The organism is Streptomyces sp. NPDC052109, assembly GCF_040680195.1.
Taxonomy (GTDB): domain Bacteria; phylum Actinomycetota; class Actinomycetes; order Streptomycetales; family Streptomycetaceae; genus Streptomyces.
The window spans coordinates 315,578-334,323 of the sequence record NZ_JBFAWF010000001.1 but is presented as its reverse complement, the minus strand read 5'-3'; the positions used below and the strand labels follow the sequence as shown (position 1 = coordinate 334,323).

16 protein-coding genes are annotated in these 18,746 nt (G+C 73.5%); 9 read left to right on the top strand and 7 right to left on the bottom strand.

Going from position 1 to position 18,746, the window contains the following annotated elements; all coding sequences use genetic code 11:
• The first annotated feature begins 533 nt into the window (after positions 1–533).
• From AB0L59_RS01500 to AB0L59_RS01480, 5 genes are read left to right on the top strand one after another with little or no spacing between them, the layout of a single operon-like run.
• Positions 534–2,132, top strand: coding sequence for a lipid II flippase MurJ (locus AB0L59_RS01500; protein WP_365579458.1), 1,599 nt, complete (start codon positions 534–536; stop codon positions 2,130–2,132).
• Between the two features lie 52 nt (positions 2,133–2,184).
• Positions 2,185–2,877: a polysaccharide deacetylase family protein gene (locus tag AB0L59_RS01495; protein ID WP_365579456.1), complete on the top strand. Its 693-nt coding sequence runs from the start codon at positions 2,185–2,187 to the stop codon at positions 2,875–2,877.
• Positions 2,874–4,037 carry a glycosyltransferase gene (locus AB0L59_RS01490; RefSeq protein WP_365578029.1) on the top strand — a complete coding sequence of 388 codons (1,164 nt, stop codon included), beginning with the start codon at positions 2,874–2,876 and terminating at the stop codon, positions 4,035–4,037. Before AB0L59_RS01495 ends, AB0L59_RS01490 begins: the two co-directional genes overlap by 4 nt.
• Entirely contained in the window at positions 4,034–4,678 is a 645-nt protein-coding gene (locus AB0L59_RS01485; RefSeq protein ID WP_365578027.1) for a lipopolysaccharide biosynthesis protein, read from the top strand. Before AB0L59_RS01490 ends, AB0L59_RS01485 begins: the two co-directional genes overlap by 4 nt.
• A gap of 5 nt (positions 4,679–4,683) precedes the next feature.
• Positions 4,684–5,787, top strand: coding sequence for a GNAT family N-acetyltransferase (locus AB0L59_RS01480; RefSeq protein ID WP_365579454.1), 1,104 nt, complete (start codon positions 4,684–4,686; stop codon positions 5,785–5,787).
• Here the strand turns inward: AB0L59_RS01480 and AB0L59_RS01475 are convergent.
• Positions 5,784–7,091, bottom strand: coding sequence for a glycosyl hydrolase (locus AB0L59_RS01475; RefSeq protein ID WP_365578025.1), 1,308 nt, complete (start codon positions 7,089–7,091; stop codon positions 5,784–5,786). The genes AB0L59_RS01480 and AB0L59_RS01475 overlap by 4 nt on opposite strands.
• Positions 7,092–7,245: 154 nt before the next feature.
• Here AB0L59_RS01475 and AB0L59_RS01470 point away from each other — a divergent pair, with 154 nt between their 5' ends.
• Together AB0L59_RS01470 and AB0L59_RS01465 are read left to right on the top strand one after the other, a co-directional pair.
• Positions 7,246–8,625, top strand: coding sequence for an ATP-grasp domain-containing protein (locus tag AB0L59_RS01470; RefSeq protein WP_365578023.1), 1,380 nt, complete (start codon positions 7,246–7,248; stop codon positions 8,623–8,625).
• A complete protein-coding gene (locus AB0L59_RS01465) occupies positions 8,625–9,887 on the top strand; it encodes an FAD-dependent oxidoreductase (RefSeq protein WP_365578021.1) in 1,263 nt (420 codons plus the stop codon). Before AB0L59_RS01470 ends, AB0L59_RS01465 begins: the two co-directional genes overlap by 1 nt.
• Positions 9,888–9,983: 96 nt before the next feature.
• Here the strand turns inward: AB0L59_RS01465 and AB0L59_RS01460 are convergent, their stop codons facing one another.
• From AB0L59_RS01460 to AB0L59_RS01450, 3 genes are all read right to left on the bottom strand, one after another.
• Positions 9,984–10,694, bottom strand: coding sequence for a chaplin family protein (locus tag AB0L59_RS01460; RefSeq protein ID WP_365578019.1), 711 nt, complete (start codon positions 10,692–10,694; stop codon positions 9,984–9,986).
• Positions 10,695–10,806: 112 nt separating this feature from the next.
• The gene (locus AB0L59_RS01455) at positions 10,807–11,034 is read right to left on the bottom strand and encodes a chaplin (RefSeq protein WP_365578017.1); all 228 of its coding nucleotides are present in this window, start codon (positions 11,032–11,034) and stop codon (positions 10,807–10,809) included.
• Between the two features lie 241 nt (positions 11,035–11,275).
• Positions 11,276–11,689, bottom strand: coding sequence for a rodlin (locus AB0L59_RS01450; protein ID WP_365578015.1), 414 nt, complete (start codon positions 11,687–11,689; stop codon positions 11,276–11,278).
• A 258-nt stretch (positions 11,690–11,947) separates the two neighbouring features.
• Between AB0L59_RS01450 and AB0L59_RS01445 the strand changes: the two genes are divergently transcribed.
• Positions 11,948–12,358: a rodlin gene (locus AB0L59_RS01445; RefSeq protein WP_365578013.1), complete on the top strand. Its 411-nt coding sequence runs from the start codon at positions 11,948–11,950 to the stop codon at positions 12,356–12,358.
• A 224-nt stretch (positions 12,359–12,582) separates the two neighbouring features.
• Positions 12,583–12,990, top strand: a complete 408-nt coding sequence (locus tag AB0L59_RS01440) for a rodlin (RefSeq protein WP_365578011.1) — start codon at positions 12,583–12,585, stop codon at positions 12,988–12,990.
• 65 nt (positions 12,991–13,055) lie between these two features.
• On the opposite strand, the gene AB0L59_RS01435 is transcribed toward AB0L59_RS01440, so the two are convergent.
• The 3 genes from AB0L59_RS01435 to AB0L59_RS01425 all read right to left on the bottom strand — a co-directional run bounded on the left by AB0L59_RS01435 (position 13,056) and on the right by AB0L59_RS01425 (position 18,605).
• Complete coding sequence (locus AB0L59_RS01435) at positions 13,056–15,014, bottom strand: AMP-dependent synthetase/ligase (RefSeq protein WP_365578009.1); 1,959 nt, start codon at positions 15,012–15,014, stop codon at positions 13,056–13,058.
• Positions 15,015–15,102: 88 nt separating this feature from the next.
• Complete coding sequence (locus AB0L59_RS01430; protein ID WP_365578007.1) at positions 15,103–15,957, bottom strand: ABC transporter permease; 855 nt, start codon at positions 15,955–15,957, stop codon at positions 15,103–15,105.
• The gene (locus AB0L59_RS01425; RefSeq protein ID WP_365578006.1) at positions 15,954–18,605 is read right to left on the bottom strand and encodes a CocE/NonD family hydrolase; all 2,652 of its coding nucleotides are present in this window, start codon (positions 18,603–18,605) and stop codon (positions 15,954–15,956) included. Before AB0L59_RS01425 ends, AB0L59_RS01430 begins: the two co-directional genes overlap by 4 nt.
• Positions 18,606–18,746: the final 141 nt, after the last annotated feature.

Genomic DNA, 18,746 nt, shown 5'->3' with positions numbered 1-18,746 from the left:
CCGATCCCGAGCCGTCCGCACCCGCCGAGGCCCCGCCGGCCCCGACCACCCCACCCGAGCCGTCCGCGCCCGCCGAGGCCCTGCCAACCCCGACCATCGCTCTCGGGTCGTCCCCCCTCATCGGTACCCTCCCGGCCCCGACGGCCGATCCCGAGCCGTCCGCACCCGCCGAGGCCCCGCCGGCCCCGACCACCCCACCCGAGCCGTCCGCGCCCGCCGAGGCCCTGCCAACCCCGACCACCGATCCCCAACCCTCCGCACCCGCCGAGGCCCCGCCGGCCCCGACCACCCGACCCGGGCCATCCGCACCCGGCGGCACCCTGCCGAGCTCAGCGGCCGGTCCCCAGCCGTCCGCGCCCACAGGTGCCCGACCCACCACACCCACCGACGCTCGGCGGACCACACCCGCCAACCCCCTGCCGGACCGGACCCACCCCACCGACCCGCAGCCGGACTCGGTCACCGGAGGGCGACCTGGGACAGCCGCCGCCGGCACGTCACCCGCCGTCGACGCGCCGGGGGAGAGCCCCGGCATCGAGGACAGCGGTGCGGGGGCCGGCGAGGCCTCCTCTCCCACCCGGCGTTTTCTCGCGCGGGCCGCGCTGGTGACCGCCTCGTTGTCGGTCGCGGGGTCGTTGCTCGGGCTGGTGCGGGATCAGTCGCTGGCCCGGTTGTTCGGGGCCGGGCGGGACACCGACGCCTTTCTGGTGGCCTGGACCGTGCCGGAGTTCGCGGCCACGCTGCTCATCGAGGACGGGCTGGCCATCGCGCTGATCCCGGCGTTCAGCCGGGCGCTGGCCCGCCGGGGGCAGGGCGCCCCGGGGGACCCGGTGCGGTCGCTGGTCGCCGGCACCCTGCCCCGGCTGGCACTGGCGTTCACGGCGGTGGGCGGCCTGCTGGCGGTGGCGGCACCCCAGATCGTCGCGGCGCTCGCACCGGGCCTGTCCGCCCCCGGCCTCGCCGTGGACTGCACCCGGCTCACCGCGACCTGTGTGCTCAGCTTCGGCCTCGCCGGGTACGGCAGCGCGGCCCTGCGGGCCCACCGCCGCTTCCTGGCGCCGGCCGCGATCTACGTCGCCTACAACCTCGCCGTCATCGTCGGGATGTACGCGCTCGGCGGCCACTTGGGCGTGCGCTCGGCCGCGTTCGGGGTCGCGGCGGGCGGGCTGTTGATGGTTTTCGTACAACTTCCCACTTTTGTAAGGGAGTTGCGGGGGCGTCGTACGGGCGACGCGAGACCGGGGACGGCGGCCGGGGCGCAGCCGCTGGACGTACCGCTGATGACGACCGTGCTGCTGTTCGCGCTGTGCCGGCAGTCGCAGGTGCTGATCGAGCGGTATCTCGCCTCCAACCTGCCCGACGGGGCCATCTCGCACCTGAACTACGCGCAGAAGGTCGCGCAGATCCCGATGTCGCTGTCGATGATGCTGTGCACCGTCACCTTCCCGGTGGTCGCGCGGGCGCTGGCCGAGGGTGACACCGGGCGCGCCCGGGCCCGGGTGGAGCGGGACCTCGCGTTGGCCGCCACGCTGGTGCTGCTCGGTACGGCCGCGGTGTTGGCCTGTGCTCCGCAGCTGATCGGACTGCTGTTCCAGCGCGGCGCGTTCACCGCCCAGGACACCGCGGCGACCGCCGAGGTGATGCGGGTGTACGCGCTCGGCCTGCTCGGCCAGACGCTGACCGGCGTCCTGGTCCGCTCGTACTTCTCCGCGGGCCGCGCCACCTGGTTCCCGGTCGGCGCGATGACCGCCGGGATCGCCGTCACGTCCTGGATCGGCGTCTGGAAGGTCGGCTCATGGGGGGTCACCGGGATCGCCGCCGCCAACGCCATCGGCATCACCGTCACCGCCGTGCTGCTGCTGGCGGGCATGGGGCACCGGAGCGTTCCCGTCCGGACGCCGCTCGTGCTGCGCGAGCTGAGCCGGCCGCTGCGGGCCGCCGCGGTCGCCGCCGCGGCCGGCACCTTGGTCGCCCGGCTGCCCGCGGCACCGCTCGCCGGGCTCGCCGCCGGCGGCGCCACCGTGACCGTCGTGTTCGTCCTGCTCTGCGCGGCCCTGGGCGCCCAGGGTTGCGCACCCGCACTCCGCTCTGTACGCACCCTCACCCGAAGGCTCGCCCATGTCCTGCGTTGAGACCGCGGCCGGACGCCGGCCGGCCGGAACGGGCCCGGTCCCGTGGATCGCCATGTACCACGCGGTCGGCGACTGCTCCGACGACCCGTACCGCATCACGGTCACGCCCGCCCGCCTCGAGCGGCAGCTGCGCTGGCTGCGCCGACGGGGGCTGCGCGGGGTGTCGGTGACCGAGCTGCTCACGGCCCGCGCCCGGGGCGAGGGCCGGGACCTGGTCGGGCTCACCTTCGACGACGGGTACGCCGACTTCACCTTCAACGCCCTTCCTTTGCTCGCACGTTGGGGCTGTACGGCGACTGTGTTCGTACTGCCCGGGCGGCTCGGCGGCGTCAACGCCTGGGATCCACTGGGCCCGCGCCGGCCGCTGCTGACCGCCGACGGCATCCGGCGCGCCGCCGAGGCGGGCGTCGAGATCGGCTCGCACGGCCTCACCCACGTCGACCTGACCCGGGCCGACGACGCCGGGCTCAAGGACGAGACCGTCGAGAGCCGCGCCCTGCTGGAGGAGTTGACCGGCACCCAGGTCACCGGCTTCTGCTATCCGTACGGCACGGTCGACCGGCGCGTCGTGGACGCCGTACGCGCGGCCGGCTACGGCTACGCCTGCGCCATCGACCCCGCCGGACTGAACGGCCCGCACGTCCTGCCGCGCGTGCACATCGGGCAGAACGACACCGCCGTACGCCTGTTCCTGAAGTACCGGCTGCACCGGCTGCGCCGCCGTCCGGTCGAGGGGCTGCGGTGAGGGCGCTGCACATCATCACCGGACTGGGCGTCGGCGGCGCCGAGCAGCAGCTGCGGCTGCTGCTACGGAACTTGCCGGTGGAGTGCGAGGTGGTGACGCTGACCAACCCCGGCCCGGTGGCCGACGGGCTGCGGGCCGACGGCGTGCGGGTGCTGCACCTCGGCATGCGGGGCAACCGGGATCTGGCCGCGCTGCCCCGGCTGGCCCGGATCGTCCGCCAGGGCCGCTACGACCTCGTGCACACGCACCTCTACCGGGCCTGCCTGTACGGCAGGGTCGCCGCCCGGCTGGCCGGGGTCCGCGCGGTCGTCGCCACCGAGCACTCCCTCGGCGACTCGCAGATGGAGGGCCGGCCGCTCACCGCGACGGTCCGCGGCCTGTATCTGCTGGGTGAACGGCTGGGCCGCTCCACGGTGGCCGTCTCCCCCACGGTCGCCGGACGGCTCGCCCGCTGGGGAGTGCCCGAGCCACGGATCGCGGTCGTCCCCAACGGCATCGACCTGACGCGGTTCGCCTTCGACCCGGAGGCCCGGCGGCACACCCGCGACCGGCTCGGGCTGCCCGCCGACGCGTTCGTCGTCGGTGGCATCGGCCGGCTCGTCCCCGGCAAACGCTTCGACGTCCTGATCCAGGCCCTGGCCCGACTGCCGCATGACGCCCACCTGTTGCTGGTCGGCGGCGGACCGGAGGAGGGCGCCCTGCGGCGCAGGGCGGCGGAATCGGGGGTCGCCGGCCGGGTGGTGTTCGCCGGAGAGCGGCCCTGTCTCGCCGACGGCACCCCGGGCCCGGACCTGCCCGCGCTGACCTCGGCGATGGACGTGCTCGCGGCGCCCTCCCCGGAGGAGGCGTTCGGGCTCGCGGTCGTGGAGGCGCTCGCCGCCGGCCTGCCGGTGCGCTACGACTCCTGCCCGGCTCTGCAGGACCTGCCGCCCGAGGCGGCGCCGGACGCGGTGCACGTCCCCTGCGACGCCGACGCCTATGCCCGCGCCCTCGCCGGGATCCGCGCCGCGGGGCCCGGCCCGCGCACCGCCCCCGAGGCGGCCCGCCACTACTGCATCACCCGCAGCGCCGCCCGGCTGATGGACGTCTACGCGGCGGCGCTCGCGGCTCCCCCCTTCCCCGTCCAGGTCCCCGTCCAGCAGGGAGCAGACCCCTCATGACCGAGAACCCCCGCACCGCCCGCCCCTCGCGCCTCCGCGCACTGCCGTCCTGGTCGCTGGTCGCGGCCGGGGTGCTCGCGGGCGGTTCGCTCGGCGGCGCGTACGGCGTGCTGAAACCGCCGGCGTACACGGCGACCAGCTATGTCATCGCCGTACCCACCGACAAGTCCGACACCGCCTCCGCGCTCGGCTTCGCGCAGGCCTACGGCCGGGTCGCCACCCAGCTCGCCGTGCTCGGCGACGCCCAGATGTGGGCCGGGGTGCCGGTGAACACCCTGCGCAACAGCGTGCGCACCGAGACCTCGCCGGACGCCCCGATGGTCTCGGTCTCCGCGGTCTCCCCCCGCCGGGCCGACGCCGCCGACATGGCCAACGCGGTGGCCCGCGCGCTCATCCAGCACGCCAACGAGACCAAGGACGACACGCACGTCGAGCTCCTGCAGTTCTCCCGCGCGGCGAAGCCATCCGCGCCGTCCTCGGCCTCCGCCGAGGTGACCGGTCTGGTCGGGGCGAGCGCGGGCGGGCTGCTCGGCGCGCTCGCCCTCCTGGTCCGGCCGAGGCGCCGGCCGGAGGAGGAGCTCGTGCGCCCGGCCTCGGTGCCCGGCCCGGCCGTCGCCGCCGACGCGCACCGCTCGCTGTGACGGCCATCGAGACGGCGCGCCCCACCTGTACCGCCGAACTCGTCACCGAAGAGGCCGGCTTCGCCGCGCTGGCCCCGGACTGGACGCGGTTGTACGAGCGGTGCGCCGCGGCGACCCCGTTCCAGAGCCATGCCTGGCTGCACTCGTGGTGGCTGTCGTACGGCAGGCGCGACCGGCTCAGGCTGCTGCTGGTGCGCTCCGGCGGCGAACTCGTGGCCGTCGCGCCGCTGATGCTGGTCCGCCGGCCGGTGCCGGCACTGGTGCCGCTCGGCGGGGCGATCTCCGACTACACGGACGTCCTGCTGGACGACGGCGACGGCGGCCGAGCGGCCGCCGCGCTCACCGAGGCGCTGGCGGACGCGGCGTGCACGGCGCTGATCGATTTCCGCGAGGTGCGGCCGGGCGCCGCGGTGGAGCGGGTCTACGACCGCTGGCGCGGGCCGCGCCGCACGGTGGCCGACTCGCTGTGCCTGGAGCTGCCCCCCGTGTCCATGGACGGTCTGGTGGCCCGGCTGCCCTCGAACAAGGCCCAGCAGCGGGTGCGGGCCAAGCTGCGCAAGCTGTCCGCGCTCGGTGTGGAGCGGCGGACGGTGGATCCACAGGACGTGGACGCCGCGCTCGGCCGGCTGCTGGAGCTGCACCGGCTGCAGTGGCAGGACCGGAAGGTGACGTCCGAGCATCTCCAGCCCCGCTTCCGCGCGCATCTGGTGCGTGCGGTCGGTCCCATGGTGCGCTCGGGGAATGCGGCGGTCACCGAGTTCCGCATCGACGGCGAGGTGGTGGCCGTCGACCTGACCCTGCTCTCGCGCGGCCTGGCCGGCGGCTATCTGTACGGCGCCCATCCGGGCCTGCGGGAGCGCAAGGCGGACGTGGCCGTGATGCTGCTGGACGCCTGCACGGAGCTGCTGAGCGGGCGCGGCACGCTGAGCCTGCTGCGCGGCGACGAGCCGTACAAGCACCACTGGCGTCCCGAACCGGTCGTGAACCGGCGGCTGCTCCTGGCGCGGCGCCGCACCACCCCGCTGCTGACGGCCGCGCTGTGCGACGCGACCGCCCGGCAGCGGGGCAAGGAGGTGCTGCACCGATGGCGGGACCGCCGGCAGGGCTAGCGGCTCCTCGACCACCAGTCGAAGCGGATGCAGAGCTTCCCGCCGAGCCAGTACTCCACCCAGTCGCCGAGGTCCAGCGGCGAGCAGTTCGCCGGGGGCTTGGACGGCGGGGTGGGCTTCGGGGTAGGCGTGGGTGTCGTGGGTGCCGGGACCGGCTCCTCGGTGCGGTCGTACAGGGCCGTGCGGTAGACCCGCGCCGACGCGGGGTTGTCCGCGCACTGCCACACGCCGTGCGGGCAGTAGTCGGTCAGCGTGTTGTACATCGCCTTGTGCTCGTCGATCCAGGCGAGCATGCGCTTCACGTACTCGGGGTCGTCACCGTTGCGGAAGAGTCCCCATTCCGGATAGGAAATCGGCTTGCCGTGGGATTTCGCGAAATCCACCTGCTGCTGCAGGCCGTAGGGCTCTTTCACCTGCTCGTCGAACGACATTCCGCCCGGCTGGTCGTAGGAATCCATTCCGACGATGTCGACCGTGCTGTCGCCCGGATAGCACTCGGTCCACGGCACGGCGTCCCGGCCGCGGCTCGGCGTGAAGTCGAAACGGAACTTCTGGCCCGGAACCGAACGCATGGTGGTGACGATCCTGTTCCAGTACGTCTTCCAGCCGGCCGGGTCGGGAGCGCAGCGATGCGTGTAGGTGGTGCCGTTCATCTCCCAGCCGAGCACGATCACCGTGTCCGGCACCTTCAGGTCCACCAGCCGCTCGGCCAGCGCCTTGAAGTGCTGGTCGAACGCGCCGGCCGCGCCCTGCCGGAGCAGCCGTCGCACCTGGGCGTCGGAGAGGTCGTCCTCGTTGCGCTCCTGCATCGGCACGTTGAGGACGAGCGTGCGGTCGGCCTTGTCGCGCCGCCACCGCGCCCACACGTCCAGGAAGCCGGGCGAGCCCTCGATGTCCGACCAGCGGTTGCCGGGCAGATAGGTGTGGGCGACCTTCAGCTCGGTCCCGCCCAGCCAGTGGCTCAACTGGGCCATGCGCGCGACCCCGAGCGGACCGGAGTCGAGGAAGGCGCCGAACGGCGGCACCGCGGCCTTGGCGGGCGCGGGAGCCGGTGTGACCGGTGCCGGGACGACCGGTGCCGGGACGACCGGTGCCGGGACGACCGGTGCCGGGACGACCGGTGCCGGGACGACCGGTGGGGCCGGTGCGGGGGTGGTGGGGGCCGGAGCGGGTGGTTCGGCGGCCTGCGCCGCCCCCGGACCCGCGGCGAAACCCGGGCCGACCGCCAGGGTGACCGACGCGACGGCCGTCACCGCCACGACGGCCAACCGCCGGGACCGGGCCCCGCCCTGCTGTGCGGCCATGTCCGCTCCTCTCTCCGCTCGACTGCGCCCTCGCCGTGCATTTCCTGTTACTGACACACAGTCATATCAATGTGCATTCCGCCAGTGCGGTTGCGGCTTTCAGGTGGCCCGAACCCCCGCACGGGCGAACGGAACGAGAAGGAAGAGAAAACCCGTGTCGTTGCTGGACATCCAGGTCCCCGCGGTGCTTTTGCGGATCGACCGGAACCCCTTTCATCACGGCACCCTCGGCGCCGTGCGCTCGCTGGGCAGGGCGGGAGTGGAGGTGCATGTCGTCGCCGATACCACGGGCAGTCCCGTACGCGTGTCGCGCTTCGTACGTCAGATGCATCCCCCACCGCGGCCCGGCGCATCCCCCGGGGAGATCGTCGCGGTGCTGCGCCGGGTAGCGGCCCGCATCGGGCGGCCCGCGGTGCTGATCCCGATGGACGACGCGAGCGCCATCGCGACCGGCCGGCTGCGCGAGGAGCTGGCGCCCGGCTATCTGCTGCCGCGTCAGCCCGGCGCACTGCCCGAACGCGTCGCCGACAAGGCGGAACTGGCCGAGGTGTGCGCCGCCGCCGACGTACCGCATCCGGTGACCCTGGTCCCGGACAACGCCAAGGACGCGGCGGCCGCCACCTGGCGGCTGGGCCTGCCCCTGGTGGCCAAGTGGAGCCGGCCCTGGCTGGTGCCGGCCGGCAGCGGGCTGCGCTCCACCACGCTGGTGCACTCGGCGCGCGAGGCATGGGAGCTGTATCTGCGCACCGCGGAAGCCGGCAGCCCGCTCCTGCTCCAGGCGTTCCTGCCGCCGGGACGTGACCGCGACTGGTTCTTCCACGGGTACGCCGACCGCACCGGGACCGTCCGGGCAGGCGGCCCGGGCCGCAAGCACCTGGCCTGGCCACGCGGGGCCGGGCTGACCGCGATCGGCCAGTGGACGCCCAACCCGCAGGTGCAGGCGCTGGCCGAGCGGCTCGTCGGTGCCCTCGGCTACCGGGGCATCCTCGACCTGGACTTCCGCCGCTGCGGCAGCACCGGCCGCTACCACCTGCTCGACTTCAACCCCCGCCCCGGCGCCCAGTTCCGGTTGTTCACCGACCGCGCCGGCCTGGACGTCGTACGCGCCCTGCACCTGGACCTGACACACCGTCCGGTGCCGGACGGTGTGCCGCCGGCCGGGCGGGAGTTCGTGGTGGAGAACTACGCGCCGCTGGCGGCGCTGCGTGCCGCGCCCGGCGGCCGGGAGCTGGCCTGGTACGCGGCGGACGACCGGGCTCCGGGCCTGGCGATGTGGGCGCTGTGGGGCCGGCACGTGGCGCGCCGGATCACCGCGAACGCCCTGCGTCGCGCCCCTGCCGCGACCCCCGCGTCACCGTGGCCGTCCCTTCCCGCCGCCAACCTGCCCGCCCCGTCCGGCCCGGCCGAGCCCGACGACCTGGCCGCGCCGGGCGACCCGACCGTCGCCGGCGACCTGACCGCGCCGGGCGACCCGACCGGGCCGACCGGCCTGTCCGACGACTTCCGTGACGACGAGAAAGCGAGCAGTTGCTGATGTACGACCTGCTGGTGGTGGGTGCCGGGCCGTACGGCCTGTCCATCGCGTCGCACGCGGCGACGGCCGGGCTGGACGTGTGCGTCCTCGGACGGCCCATGGCGTCCTGGCGCGACCACATGCCGCGCGGCATGTTCCTGAAGTCGGAACCGCGGGCGTCCAACCTGTCCGACCCCGAGGGCCGTTGGCGGCTGGACGTCTTCTGCGCCTTCCGCGGCCTGACGGCCCGGCACGCCGTGCCGCTCCCGCTGGAGGTGTTCACCGAGTACGGCCTGTGGTTCGCCCGCAACGCCGTACCGGCGGTCGACGAGCGGACGGTGACCCGGTTGACGCCCGGGGCCGACGGTTTCGAGGCCGTCACGGAGGACGGGGAGACGCTGGCCGCGCGGACGGTCGCGCTGGCCGTGGGGGTGCTGCCGTTCACCGAGATCCCGGCCGCCCTGCGCCACCTGCCTCCGGCCCTGGTCTCGCACAGCAGCCACCACGCCGGCCTCGAGCGCTTCCGCGACCAGGACGTCACCGTCGTCGGCGCCGGCCAGGCCGCCCTGGAGACGGCCGCGCTCCTCGCCGACCAGGGCACCCGGGTGCGGGTGCTGGCCCGCGCGGACCGGCTGTGCTGGAACGACGAGCCGCCGCCGTGGCAGCAGCCCTGGTGGCGCTCGGTCCGTTCCCCGCACAGCGGCCTCGGCCCCGGCTGGCGCAACTGGTTCTACGCCGAGCGGCCCGGCCTGTACCGGAGGCTGCCGGAACGCACCCGGACCCGGATCGCGGCGGACGCGCTCGGCCCGGCGGGCGCCTGGTGGGTGCGCGAGCGCGTGGAGCGCGGGGTGGAGGTGCTGCTCGGCCACGAGGTGGTGACGGCCCGTGAGGTGCCGGGCGGGCTCCAGCTGGAGACGGCGACCCGGCGCGGCGGGGCGCAGGTGCTGCGCACCGGGCACGTCATCGCGGCGACCGGTTTCCGGGCCACCCGTGACCGGCTGCGGCTGCTCTCCCCCGAGCTGCGGGCGCTGCTGGCCACGGGCGTCGACGGGGCGCCGCAGGTGGGGCCGGAGTTCGAGTCGTCGTACCCCGGTCTGTTCCTGGCCGGTCTGGTCACGGCCGCGGGCTTCGGCCCGGCGATGCGGTTCGTGTACGGCGCGACCTTCACGGCGGGCACGCTGGTGCGCGGGGTGCGGCGGCGGCTGCGCACGGGTCCGGCCGACTGGCGCATCCCGGCGGGACGGCGTGGCGAGGACACTCCGTTGGAGGCGCCGTTGCCCTGACAGGCCGTCGGGGAGTCCGCCGGCCCGTCGCAGCGGGCCCGCGCACGGGCACAGCCCCGCGCCCTTGTGGGGCGTGGGGCTGTGGCACCCGGCACGTTACCGGCGGGAGGTGGCCCGGCCGCGCCGGTACAGGACGGCACCGGCCGCGATCAGCGCGGCGCTGGCGGCCGAGGTCGCGAACATGGCCCGGGCGTCGCCACCGGTGTGCGGGAGGGACGGCGGAGTGGTCTCCACCCGGCTGGGCGGAGTCGAGTGGCCACTGCTGGGCGGCGTGCTGTGCCGGCCGCCGGGCGGGGTGGACTCGTCGCCGCCGTAGGGCGGAGGGGTGGACTCGTCGTCGCCGTACGGGGGCGCCGTGGTCTCCTCGTCGCCGTACGGGGGCGCCGTGGTCTCCTCGTCGCCGTACGGGGGCGCCGTGGTCTCCTCGTCGCCGTACGGGGGCGCCGTGGTCTCGCTGCCGGCGCTCGGCTGGTCGCCGTGGCCGCCGAGGTCGTGACCGGAGTCGTCGTCGGAGTCACCGCGCGCATGGCGGGGCAGGAGGCCGTGGCGGCCCTGGGAACCGTGGTCGTTCGCACAGGCGTTGCCGAACGCCGGGTTCAGTGCCGCGACCGCGTCCACGGAATTGCCGCAGACGTTGACCGGGACGTGGACCGGAACCTGGAGGCTGTTGCCGGACAGCACGCCGGGTGAGCCCTTGGCGGCACCGTGCGCGTGGGAGTCGGCGAGCGCCGGGCTGCCGTACAAGGACAGCACGCCGGTCGCGGCGGCGGCGGCCACGACCATGCCCTTGCTGAGGGTCTGTCGCAATCTCGTTGTCTTCCTGCTCGAAGAGTGGGAAGGCCGGCCCCGGAACGAAGGATCGACGGTCCGGGGCCGGCCAGAACACAGCCGGTGGCTGGTGGGTCGTGAGCGACGAGCGTCAGTGGTTCACGCAGGCGTTGCCGAACGCCGGGTTCAGCAGCGCGATGACGTTCACGGTGTTGCCGCAGACGTTGATCGGGACGTGGATCGGGACCTGGATCACGTTGCCGGAGAGGACGCCCGCGGAGCCGATGGCGGCGCCCTCGGCACCGGCGTCGGCGAAGGCGGGGGCGGCCCCGCCGAGGGCCAGGATCGCGCCGGCGACGACAGCAGCGCTCTTCTTCATGAAAGATTTCCCTTCTCTGCGGTCATGCCCCTATGACGGCCGAAACCGAGCGAGCACAGCTTGAACGGCTCGCACCATGACCGGCGGGCTGTAAAACGAGGGATAGACAGCAGAAGAAACTATGGAACGCGCGCCGTCCCGGAATTCACTCGAACGCCTTCAGGTAATTGACACGACGGCGGAAGCCGCGCGGATACGACAAGGCGACGATTTCGGGCGGCAGCCCCGTGAACGGCCGGTGTCAGCTGTTCTTGGCGCCGTTGCCGGACAGTACGGCGATGTCGTCCAGGATGTGCGACAGCGCCTCGTCGTTCTTGGCCTGGGTCGAGTTCTCCGTGCACTGCTGGTTCTGCGGCGAGGACAGGACCGGGATGTCCTGGACGCCGACGTTGGCGAACCAGGCGAACAGGGACTGGACGTTCGCCTTCACCGGCAGGCCGACGCAGAGCTTGTTGAGCGAGCTCTGGACCAGCGTCGCCTGCGGGCTCATCTTGCCCTTGGTCACGTTGGTGCCGAACGTCTCGCGGGCGTCGTTGCCGCTGAACGACGTGGTGCCCCTGTCGTTGCCGATGGCAAGCGCCTGGGGGGCTGCCGCCGCCGACACACCGACGAAGGACGCGGCGACCGCTGCCGCGGCCATTGCCTTTTTCAGCATTTCGCTTTCCTCTCCTGGCTCCTCGCCAAGACGTACGTTCCTGCCCCCGCATCAACCCGCACCGTGGGGTTTGGTTGCGGGGCGTCACTCGATCGGAGCGTTCGGCGCCACGGAACAGGTGGAATTCCCGGCCCGCCGTGCGGGGCGTCCGTCGGCGTTCTCGTTGAGCCATCGGAGTGAAGCGGAGGAACCGATCCCTCCGGGGGTAGTTGACCAGAACGCTCCGGTGGACGGGGTTTCTGCAGAAGGGAATAGCAAGTGATCAAGAAGGTTCTGGCCTCCGCCGCGGTCGCCGCGTCCGTCGTCGGCTTCTCCGCCACCGCCGCGATGCCGGCCCTGGCCATCGGCAACGACCACGGCACCACCTCGTTCAGCGGCAACGACGCCAAGCAGTCGTTCGGCAACTCCGCCACGTTCGGCAACATGAGCCCCCAGATGGCGCTCATCCAGGGTTCACTGAACAAGCCGTGCATCGCCCTGCCCGCGAAGCTGAACGCCCAGTCGATCGCCGCCGCCCTCAACATCGGCGTCCAGGACATCCCGGTCCTGTCCTCGCCGCAGAACCAGCAGTGCACGGAGAACTCGACCCAGGCCAAGGGCGACGAGGCGCTGTCGCACATCCTGGACGACATCTCCGCCCTGTCCGGCAACGGCGCCAAGGACAGCTGAGTCTCCCCGGGCCCCGCGGGGCTCCCGACGGGCCGCCGAGCGATCGCCGGCCCGTCGCCGTGTCCAGCCCCGCCCCGCCGTCACCCGGCGCCGGACGGGGCGCTCATGCAGTGATCGCACTGCATTGCTCCAAACGGGGCAAACGCCGCAACCAGGGCGGTGTTCCGCCCGTTGACGATCACGCAGCTCCTCCCCGGAGTCCGCCTTTCGAAAGGGAAACCACCATGAAGAAGCTGTGGGCAACCGCGGCTGTTGCCGCCTCCGTCGCCGGTATCGCCGGTGCGGCGGCCCCCCAGGCCCTCGCCATCGGTAACGACCACGGCACCACGTCCTTCAGCGGCAACGGCGCCAAGTCCGAATTCGGCAATTCGGCGACCTTCGGCGACATGAGCCCGCAGCTCTCGCTGGTCCAGGGCTCGCTCAACAAGCCCTGCGTCGGCCTGCCGGCCAAGCTCAACGCGCAGTCGCTCCTGGCGTTCGTCAACGTCGGCGTCCAGGACATCCCGGTCCTGTCCTCGCCGCAGAACCAGCAGTGCACGGAGAACTCGACCCAGGCCAAGGGCGACGAGGCGCTGTCGCACATCCTGGACGACATCTCCGCCCTGTCCGGCAACGGCGCCGACCACAGCTGAGCAAGTCGCTCCCGCGGCGGTGGATCACCGGTTCCCTCCGGTGATCCGCCGCCGTTCGTCGTGGGTCACCTCCGGTACAGCGCCTCGATCTCCTCGGCGTACGCCGCCGTCACCGCGTGCCGCCTCACCTTCAGCGACGGCGTCAGCAGCCCGTTGTCCTCGGTGAACTCGCCCTCGACGAGCGCGAAGGCGCGGACCGACTCGGCGCGCGAGACGGCCTGGTTGGCGTAGTCGACCGCCTTCTGCACCTCCGCGCGCAGCCGCTCGTCGTGAACCAGCTCCGGCAGCGGGGTGTCCGGCGGCAGCTTCCGCACCGACAGCCAGTGCGCGACCGCCTCCGGGTCGAGCGTGATCAGCGCGGCGACGAAGGGCCGGTTGTCGCCGACGACCACGCACTGGCCGACGGGCGCGCGGCTGCGCAGCCGGTCCTCCAGGACGGCCGGGGAGACGTTCTTGCCGCCGGAGGTGACGAGGATGTCCTTCTTGCGGCCGGTGATGGTGAGATAGCCGGCCTCGTCGAGGGAGCCCAGGTCGCCGGTGGCGAACCAGTCGTCCGCCAGGACGGCGTCCGTGGCCCGCGCGTTGTTCCAGTACGACCCGAAGACCACCCCGCCCTTGACCAGCACCTCGCCGTCGTCGGCGAGGCGTACGGCGACTCCGGGGATCGGCAGGCCGACCGTGCCGGGGCGGGGGCTGAGCGGGGGCACGATGGTGGCGGCGGCCGTCGTCTCGGTCAGGCCGTAGCCCTCGTAGACGACGATGCCGGCCGCGTGGAAGAACAGGTTCAGGTCGCGGTCCAGCGGGGAGCCGCCGCTGATGGCGTACCGCATCCGGCCGCCCAGCTCCTTGCGGATGCGGCGGTAGACCAGCAGGTCGTACAGCGCCCAGGCGGCGTACAGGCCGGGGCTCGGGCCCTTGCCGGTGCCGAGGAACTTGCGCAGGTACGCCTCGCCGAAGCGCACGGCGATCCGCTCGGCGCGGTCGAAGGAGGCGGCCCGGCCGATCTTCTCGGCGGTGGCGCGCCCGGTGTCGTGGATCTTCTCGAAGAGGTACGGCACCCCGACCAGGAAGGTCGGCCGGAACTCCTTGAGTGCGGGCCGCAGTTCGTCCGGCTTGACGCTCGGGAAGTGGCCGGTCTCGATGCGGGCCAGCAGGCAGGCCAGTTGCAGGGTGCGGCCGAGGATGTGCGCGAGGGGCAGGAAGAGCAGGGTGGAGGCGGTCCGGCCGGTGACGGCCTGGAAGACCGGGTACAGCAGCTCGACGGTGTTGGCGGCCTCGGCGTGCAGATTGCCGTGCGTCAGGACGCAGCCCTTGGGCTGTCCGGTGGTGCCGGAGGTGTAGCAGACGGTCGCGATGGTGTCGGGCGTCAACGCGGCCCGGCGTTCGGCGAGTTCGCCGTCGGGGACCTCACCGCCGAGGACGCCGAGGTCGGCGAGGGCGCCGTCCGGTGCGGCGGCGTCCGGTGCGGCGGCGTCCGGTGTCCGCGTGAGCTGCCACAGGCGCGGTGGACGGGCGTGGCCGGCGGTGCCGGTGACGACGGTGGCGGTGTTCTCGGCGGTCTCGGTGACGACGTACCGGGCACCGGAGTCGCGGACGATCCACTCCACCTGTGCGGCGGAGGAGGTGGGGTAGACGGGCACGGACTGGCCGCCGGCCGCCCAGATCGCGAAGTCCAGGACGGTCCACTCGTAGCGGGTGCGGGACATGACCGCGACCCGGCCGCCCGGTTCCAGGCCGGCCGCGATCAAACCCTTGGCGACGGCGGCCACTTCGGCGGCGAACGCGGTCGCCGTCACCGGGTGCCAGGCTCCCTGGGCGCGGCGGCGGAACAGCACCGCGTCCGGGGTCTCGGCCGCGTGCGCGAACGGCAGATCGGCCATGGAGCCGGTGCCGAGCGGGGGTGCGAGGGCGGCGGCACGGACCTCGCGCACCGTGCCGTCGGCGTCCCTGACGATCTCCAGCGAGCCGCGCGCCGCGAGGTCGGTGCGCTGCCGTGCCCGTTTCAGGTCCCTGCGTACGCTCATGGCGGCTCCCGGCTCGCGCCCTGCGAAGGTCTCTGCCGCTGCGCCAACTTACTCATTGGTAAGGAAAGGTCAATGGGGCCGACGGGGCCTAGGAGACGATGTCCTTGCGGGCGAACCCCCGGAAGGCCAGGGCGAACAGCACCAGGGCGTACGTGAGGGAGATCGCGGCGCCCTGGATCATGCCGGACCACTCCGGCTGCGGCTGGACGACGTCGGCCCAGGCGAACTGCCAGTGGGCGGGCAGGAAGTCGCGCCAGTGTCCGAGGGCGGTGACCGCGTCCAGCACGTTGCCCACGATGGTCAGGCCGACCGCGCCGCCCACCGCGCCGAGCGGGGCGTCCGTCTTCGTCGACAGCCAGAACGCCAGTCCGGCGGTGACCAGTTGGGACACGAAGACGTACGCCACCGTCACCGCCAGGCGCTGCACCGCCGTACCGGTGTCCAGCGCACCGCCCGTCGGGATCTGCAGCGGCCCCCAGCCGTACGCCGCCGTGCCGACCGCCAGGGCGACCACCGGGAGCAGGATCATCGCGGCGAGGCTCAGCCCGAGCGCCACGACCAGCTTGGACCACAGCAGCCGGGCGCGCGGCACGGGCGCGGCGAGCAGATAGCGCAGCGAGGACCAGCTCGCCTCCGAGGCGACCGTGTCCCCGCAGAACAGGGCCACCGGGATCACCAGCAGGAAGCCGGCCGACACGAACAGGTTCACCGCGGCGAAGTTGGCGCCGGACGCGGTGGCCGTGTCCATCAGGGTGATCCGGCCGTCGCGGCTCGACGGGTCGCCGCCGATCGCGAACGCGATGAGCAGCACGAACGGCAGCAGGCCGAGGATGGCACCCATGATCAGGGTCCGGCGCCGCTTGAGCTGGCGGACCAGCTCGACGCGCAGGGGCAGGGTGTGCCGCGTCGAAAAGCCGGAGGCGACCTCGGTGAGCGTGCTCATGCTGAACCCCCGATCAGGGTGAGGAAGGCGTCTTCGAGGCGGCGGTGCGGGCCGACCGAGCTGACGGGCACGTCCAGCCGCACCAGCTCCACGACCAGCCGCTGGGCCGTGCCGCCGGGATCCAGCCGGATGAGCAGCCCGTCGTCGGTGCGCACGGCGGAGGCGACGCCGGCCAGCGCGGCCACCTTCTCCGCGACCGGCTCGTCCACGGGCACGGCGGTGCCGACCAGCAGCGTGTCGCCGGATCCGACGATCTCGGCGACCGGGCCGGCCTGGACGAGCCGGCCGCGGTCCATCACCACCAGGTGGGTGCAGGACTGCTCGACCTCGGCGAGGAGATGGCTGGAGACGATCACCGTACGGCCCGCGGCAGCGTAGCGGATCATCACCTCGCGCATCTCGCGGATCTGGGGCGGGTCGAGGCCGTTGGTGGGCTCGTCGAGGATGAGCAGGTCGGGCAGGCCGAGCATGGCCTGGGCGATGGCGAGACGCTGGCGCATGCCCTGCGAGTAGGTGCGCACCGCGCGGGCGAGCGCGTCCCCGAGGCCGGCGATCTGAAGGGCCTCGTCCAGGTGGGCGTCCTCCGGCGGGCGGCCGGTGGCCTTCCAGTAGAGCTCCAGGTTCTCGCGGCCGGACAGGTGCGGCAGGAAGCCCGCGCCCTCCACGAAGGCGCCGACCCTGGACAGCACGGGAGCGCCGGGCCGGATGGCGTGGCCGAAGACGCGGATCTCGCCGTCGTCCGGGGTGATCAGGCCCATCAGCATCCGCAGGGTCGTGGTCTTGCCCGCGCCGTTGGGTCCCAGCAGGCCGAGCACCTGGCCCTTCTCCACCCGGAAGGACAGCTCGCGCACCGCGTACCGGTCGGCGGACTTCGCGTACCGCTTGCTCAAGTCCTTGATCACCAGCGGGACTTCGGCCGACTCCGGGTCCGGTGCGGGGCCGGCCGTGCGGCGGCGGCCGGTGAGCAGCAGGGCGAGCGCGGCCACCGCTCCGGCCGCCGGAAGCCACCACACCCAGGCGGGCAGGGGCGCCGCGGCGGTGGTGACGGCCGGCGCCGTCGGCACGCTCAGGTCTCCCTTGAGGGAGACGGTGTAGGTGGCCGGGGCGGTCGGTGAGGCATAGCCGAGGTCGGTGGAGGCGAGGACCAGGCGGAGCCGGTGGCCCTTCCGCACCTCGTGGTCGATCGCCGGAAGGGTGACCGTGACGTCCTTGCCGGACTTGGCGCCGGTCACCCGGAAGGGGGCGACGAGCTGGGAGGGCAGGACCTGCTGGGTGCCGCCGGGGCCGACGTCGTAGACCTTGCCGAAGAGGACGGCGTCGTCGCTGGTGGAGGTGATATGGACGGTCGCGGTCGGGGTGCCGGTGATCTGCAGGTCGCGGGTCAGGCGCGCCGAGTCGAACGTGGCGTGCTGGCCGGGGAAGTCGAGGGAGACGCCGACGCCGAGCGCGGACAGCTGGGTGAGGCCGCCGGAGCCGCCGAGGCCGGGCAGCGCGGAGATGCCGGGCGGGCTGGCGCCGGCCGGGCTGGTGACGTGCTGGGTGCGGCCGGTCAGGGCGATGCCGCGCGGGTGGTCGCGCAGGCCGGTGTAGGCGTCGGCGGTCGCGCCGCGCAGCTGGGCGGTGCCGTCGGTGGAGTTCACGCCTCCGGTGCGGGTGATCCGGAAAGCGGGCCCGGTGCCGGCGCTCTTGTCGCCCTTGAGATACCGGTCGAACCACGCACGCACGCGTGCCTGCACCCGGCCGGTCTCCATGTCACCGCCGTCATGGCCGCCCGCGATCCAGTCGACGTCCACGGGAGCGCCGTTGGCCCGGATCGCCTTCTCGGCCGCGTCGGACTGGCTCAGGGTGAACAAGGAGTCGGTCTGGCCCTGCACCAGCAGCGTGGGCACCTTGATGCGGGAGCCGACGGCGGACGGCGAGCGCTCCTCCAGGACCTTGCGGGCGGCCCGGTCCGGGATGCCGGACTCGGCGACGCGGTCGTAGACCCGGCACAGCTCGGGCTCGAAGTGGGCGCAGCCGCCGCCGCTGTTGAAGAAGATGCCGGTCCACAGCTTCTTGAACACGCCGTCCGGGAACAGGGCGTCCGCGAGGTTCCAGTAGGTGACCGCCGGGGCGATGGCGTCGACCCGGTGGTCGTAACCGGCGGTGAGCAGGGAGATCGCGCCGCCGTAGGAGGCACCGGCCATGCCCACGCGCGGGTCGCCCGGCCCGTCGAGCTGGACCTCGGGCCGTTTCGCCAGCCAGTCGATGAGCCGGGAGACGTCGGCGACCTCGCCCTTGGGGTCGTTGAGCCCGATCCTGCCGGTGGACTTGCCGTAGCCGCGCGCGGACCAGGTCAGGACCGCGTAGCCGTCCCGGGCGAGGTCCTCGGCCTGCTGCCGCATGTCGTTCTTGCTGCCGCCGAAGCCGTGCGCCAGCAGGACGGCGGGGCGGCGGCCGCCGCCTGCCGGGGTGAAGAACGAGGTGTCCAGGCGCACGCCGTCGACCGGCATGACCTGGTCGCTCGTGCGCACCGCCCGCGTGTCGTCGGAGGCGACGGCCGCCGTCCACGTCCCGGCGCCGGCGAGCACCACGACGGCGGCCGCGGCGGCGACGAGCCGGCGCGGCCCCTTGAGCAGCCCTCGCACGGAAGGCACCCGAAGATCCATGCCTCAACGGTACGGGCCGCCACCGACAACCGATGGGGCCGCTGGGCTGAACCGCGGCCCCTCCCGGAGAAGTACGGGGCCTGACCGGCGTACACCAGCGGCGGTACCGAGCGGGGCGCCGTTACGGCACGCGCCGGATCC

Bases quoted from the DNA above. Each gene is read 5' to 3' on its own strand.
- AB0L59_RS01495 (WP_365579456.1), top strand. From the start codon at position 2,185: ATGTACCACGCGGTCGGCGACTGCTCCGACGACCCGTACCGCATCACG.
- AB0L59_RS01485 (WP_365578027.1), top strand. From the start codon at position 4,034: ATGACCGAGAACCCCCGCACCGCCCGCCCCTCGCGCCTCCGCGCACTG.
- AB0L59_RS01475 (WP_365578025.1), bottom strand. From the start codon at position 7,091: ATGGCCGCACAGCAGGGCGGGGCCCGGTCCCGGCGGTTGGCCGTCGTG.
- AB0L59_RS01465 (WP_365578021.1), top strand. From the start codon at position 8,625: ATGTACGACCTGCTGGTGGTGGGTGCCGGGCCGTACGGCCTGTCCATC.
- AB0L59_RS01455 (WP_365578017.1), bottom strand. From the start codon at position 11,034: ATGAAGAAGAGCGCTGCTGTCGTCGCCGGCGCGATCCTGGCCCTCGGC.
- AB0L59_RS01450 (WP_365578015.1), bottom strand. From the start codon at position 11,689: ATGCTGAAAAAGGCAATGGCCGCGGCAGCGGTCGCCGCGTCCTTCGTC.
- AB0L59_RS01440 (WP_365578011.1), top strand. From the start codon at position 12,583: ATGAAGAAGCTGTGGGCAACCGCGGCTGTTGCCGCCTCCGTCGCCGGT.
- AB0L59_RS01435 (WP_365578009.1), bottom strand. From the start codon at position 15,014: ATGAGCGTACGCAGGGACCTGAAACGGGCACGGCAGCGCACCGACCTC.
- AB0L59_RS01430 (WP_365578007.1), bottom strand. From the start codon at position 15,957: ATGAGCACGCTCACCGAGGTCGCCTCCGGCTTTTCGACGCGGCACACC.
- AB0L59_RS01425 (WP_365578006.1), bottom strand. From the start codon at position 18,605: ATGGATCTTCGGGTGCCTTCCGTGCGAGGGCTGCTCAAGGGGCCGCGC.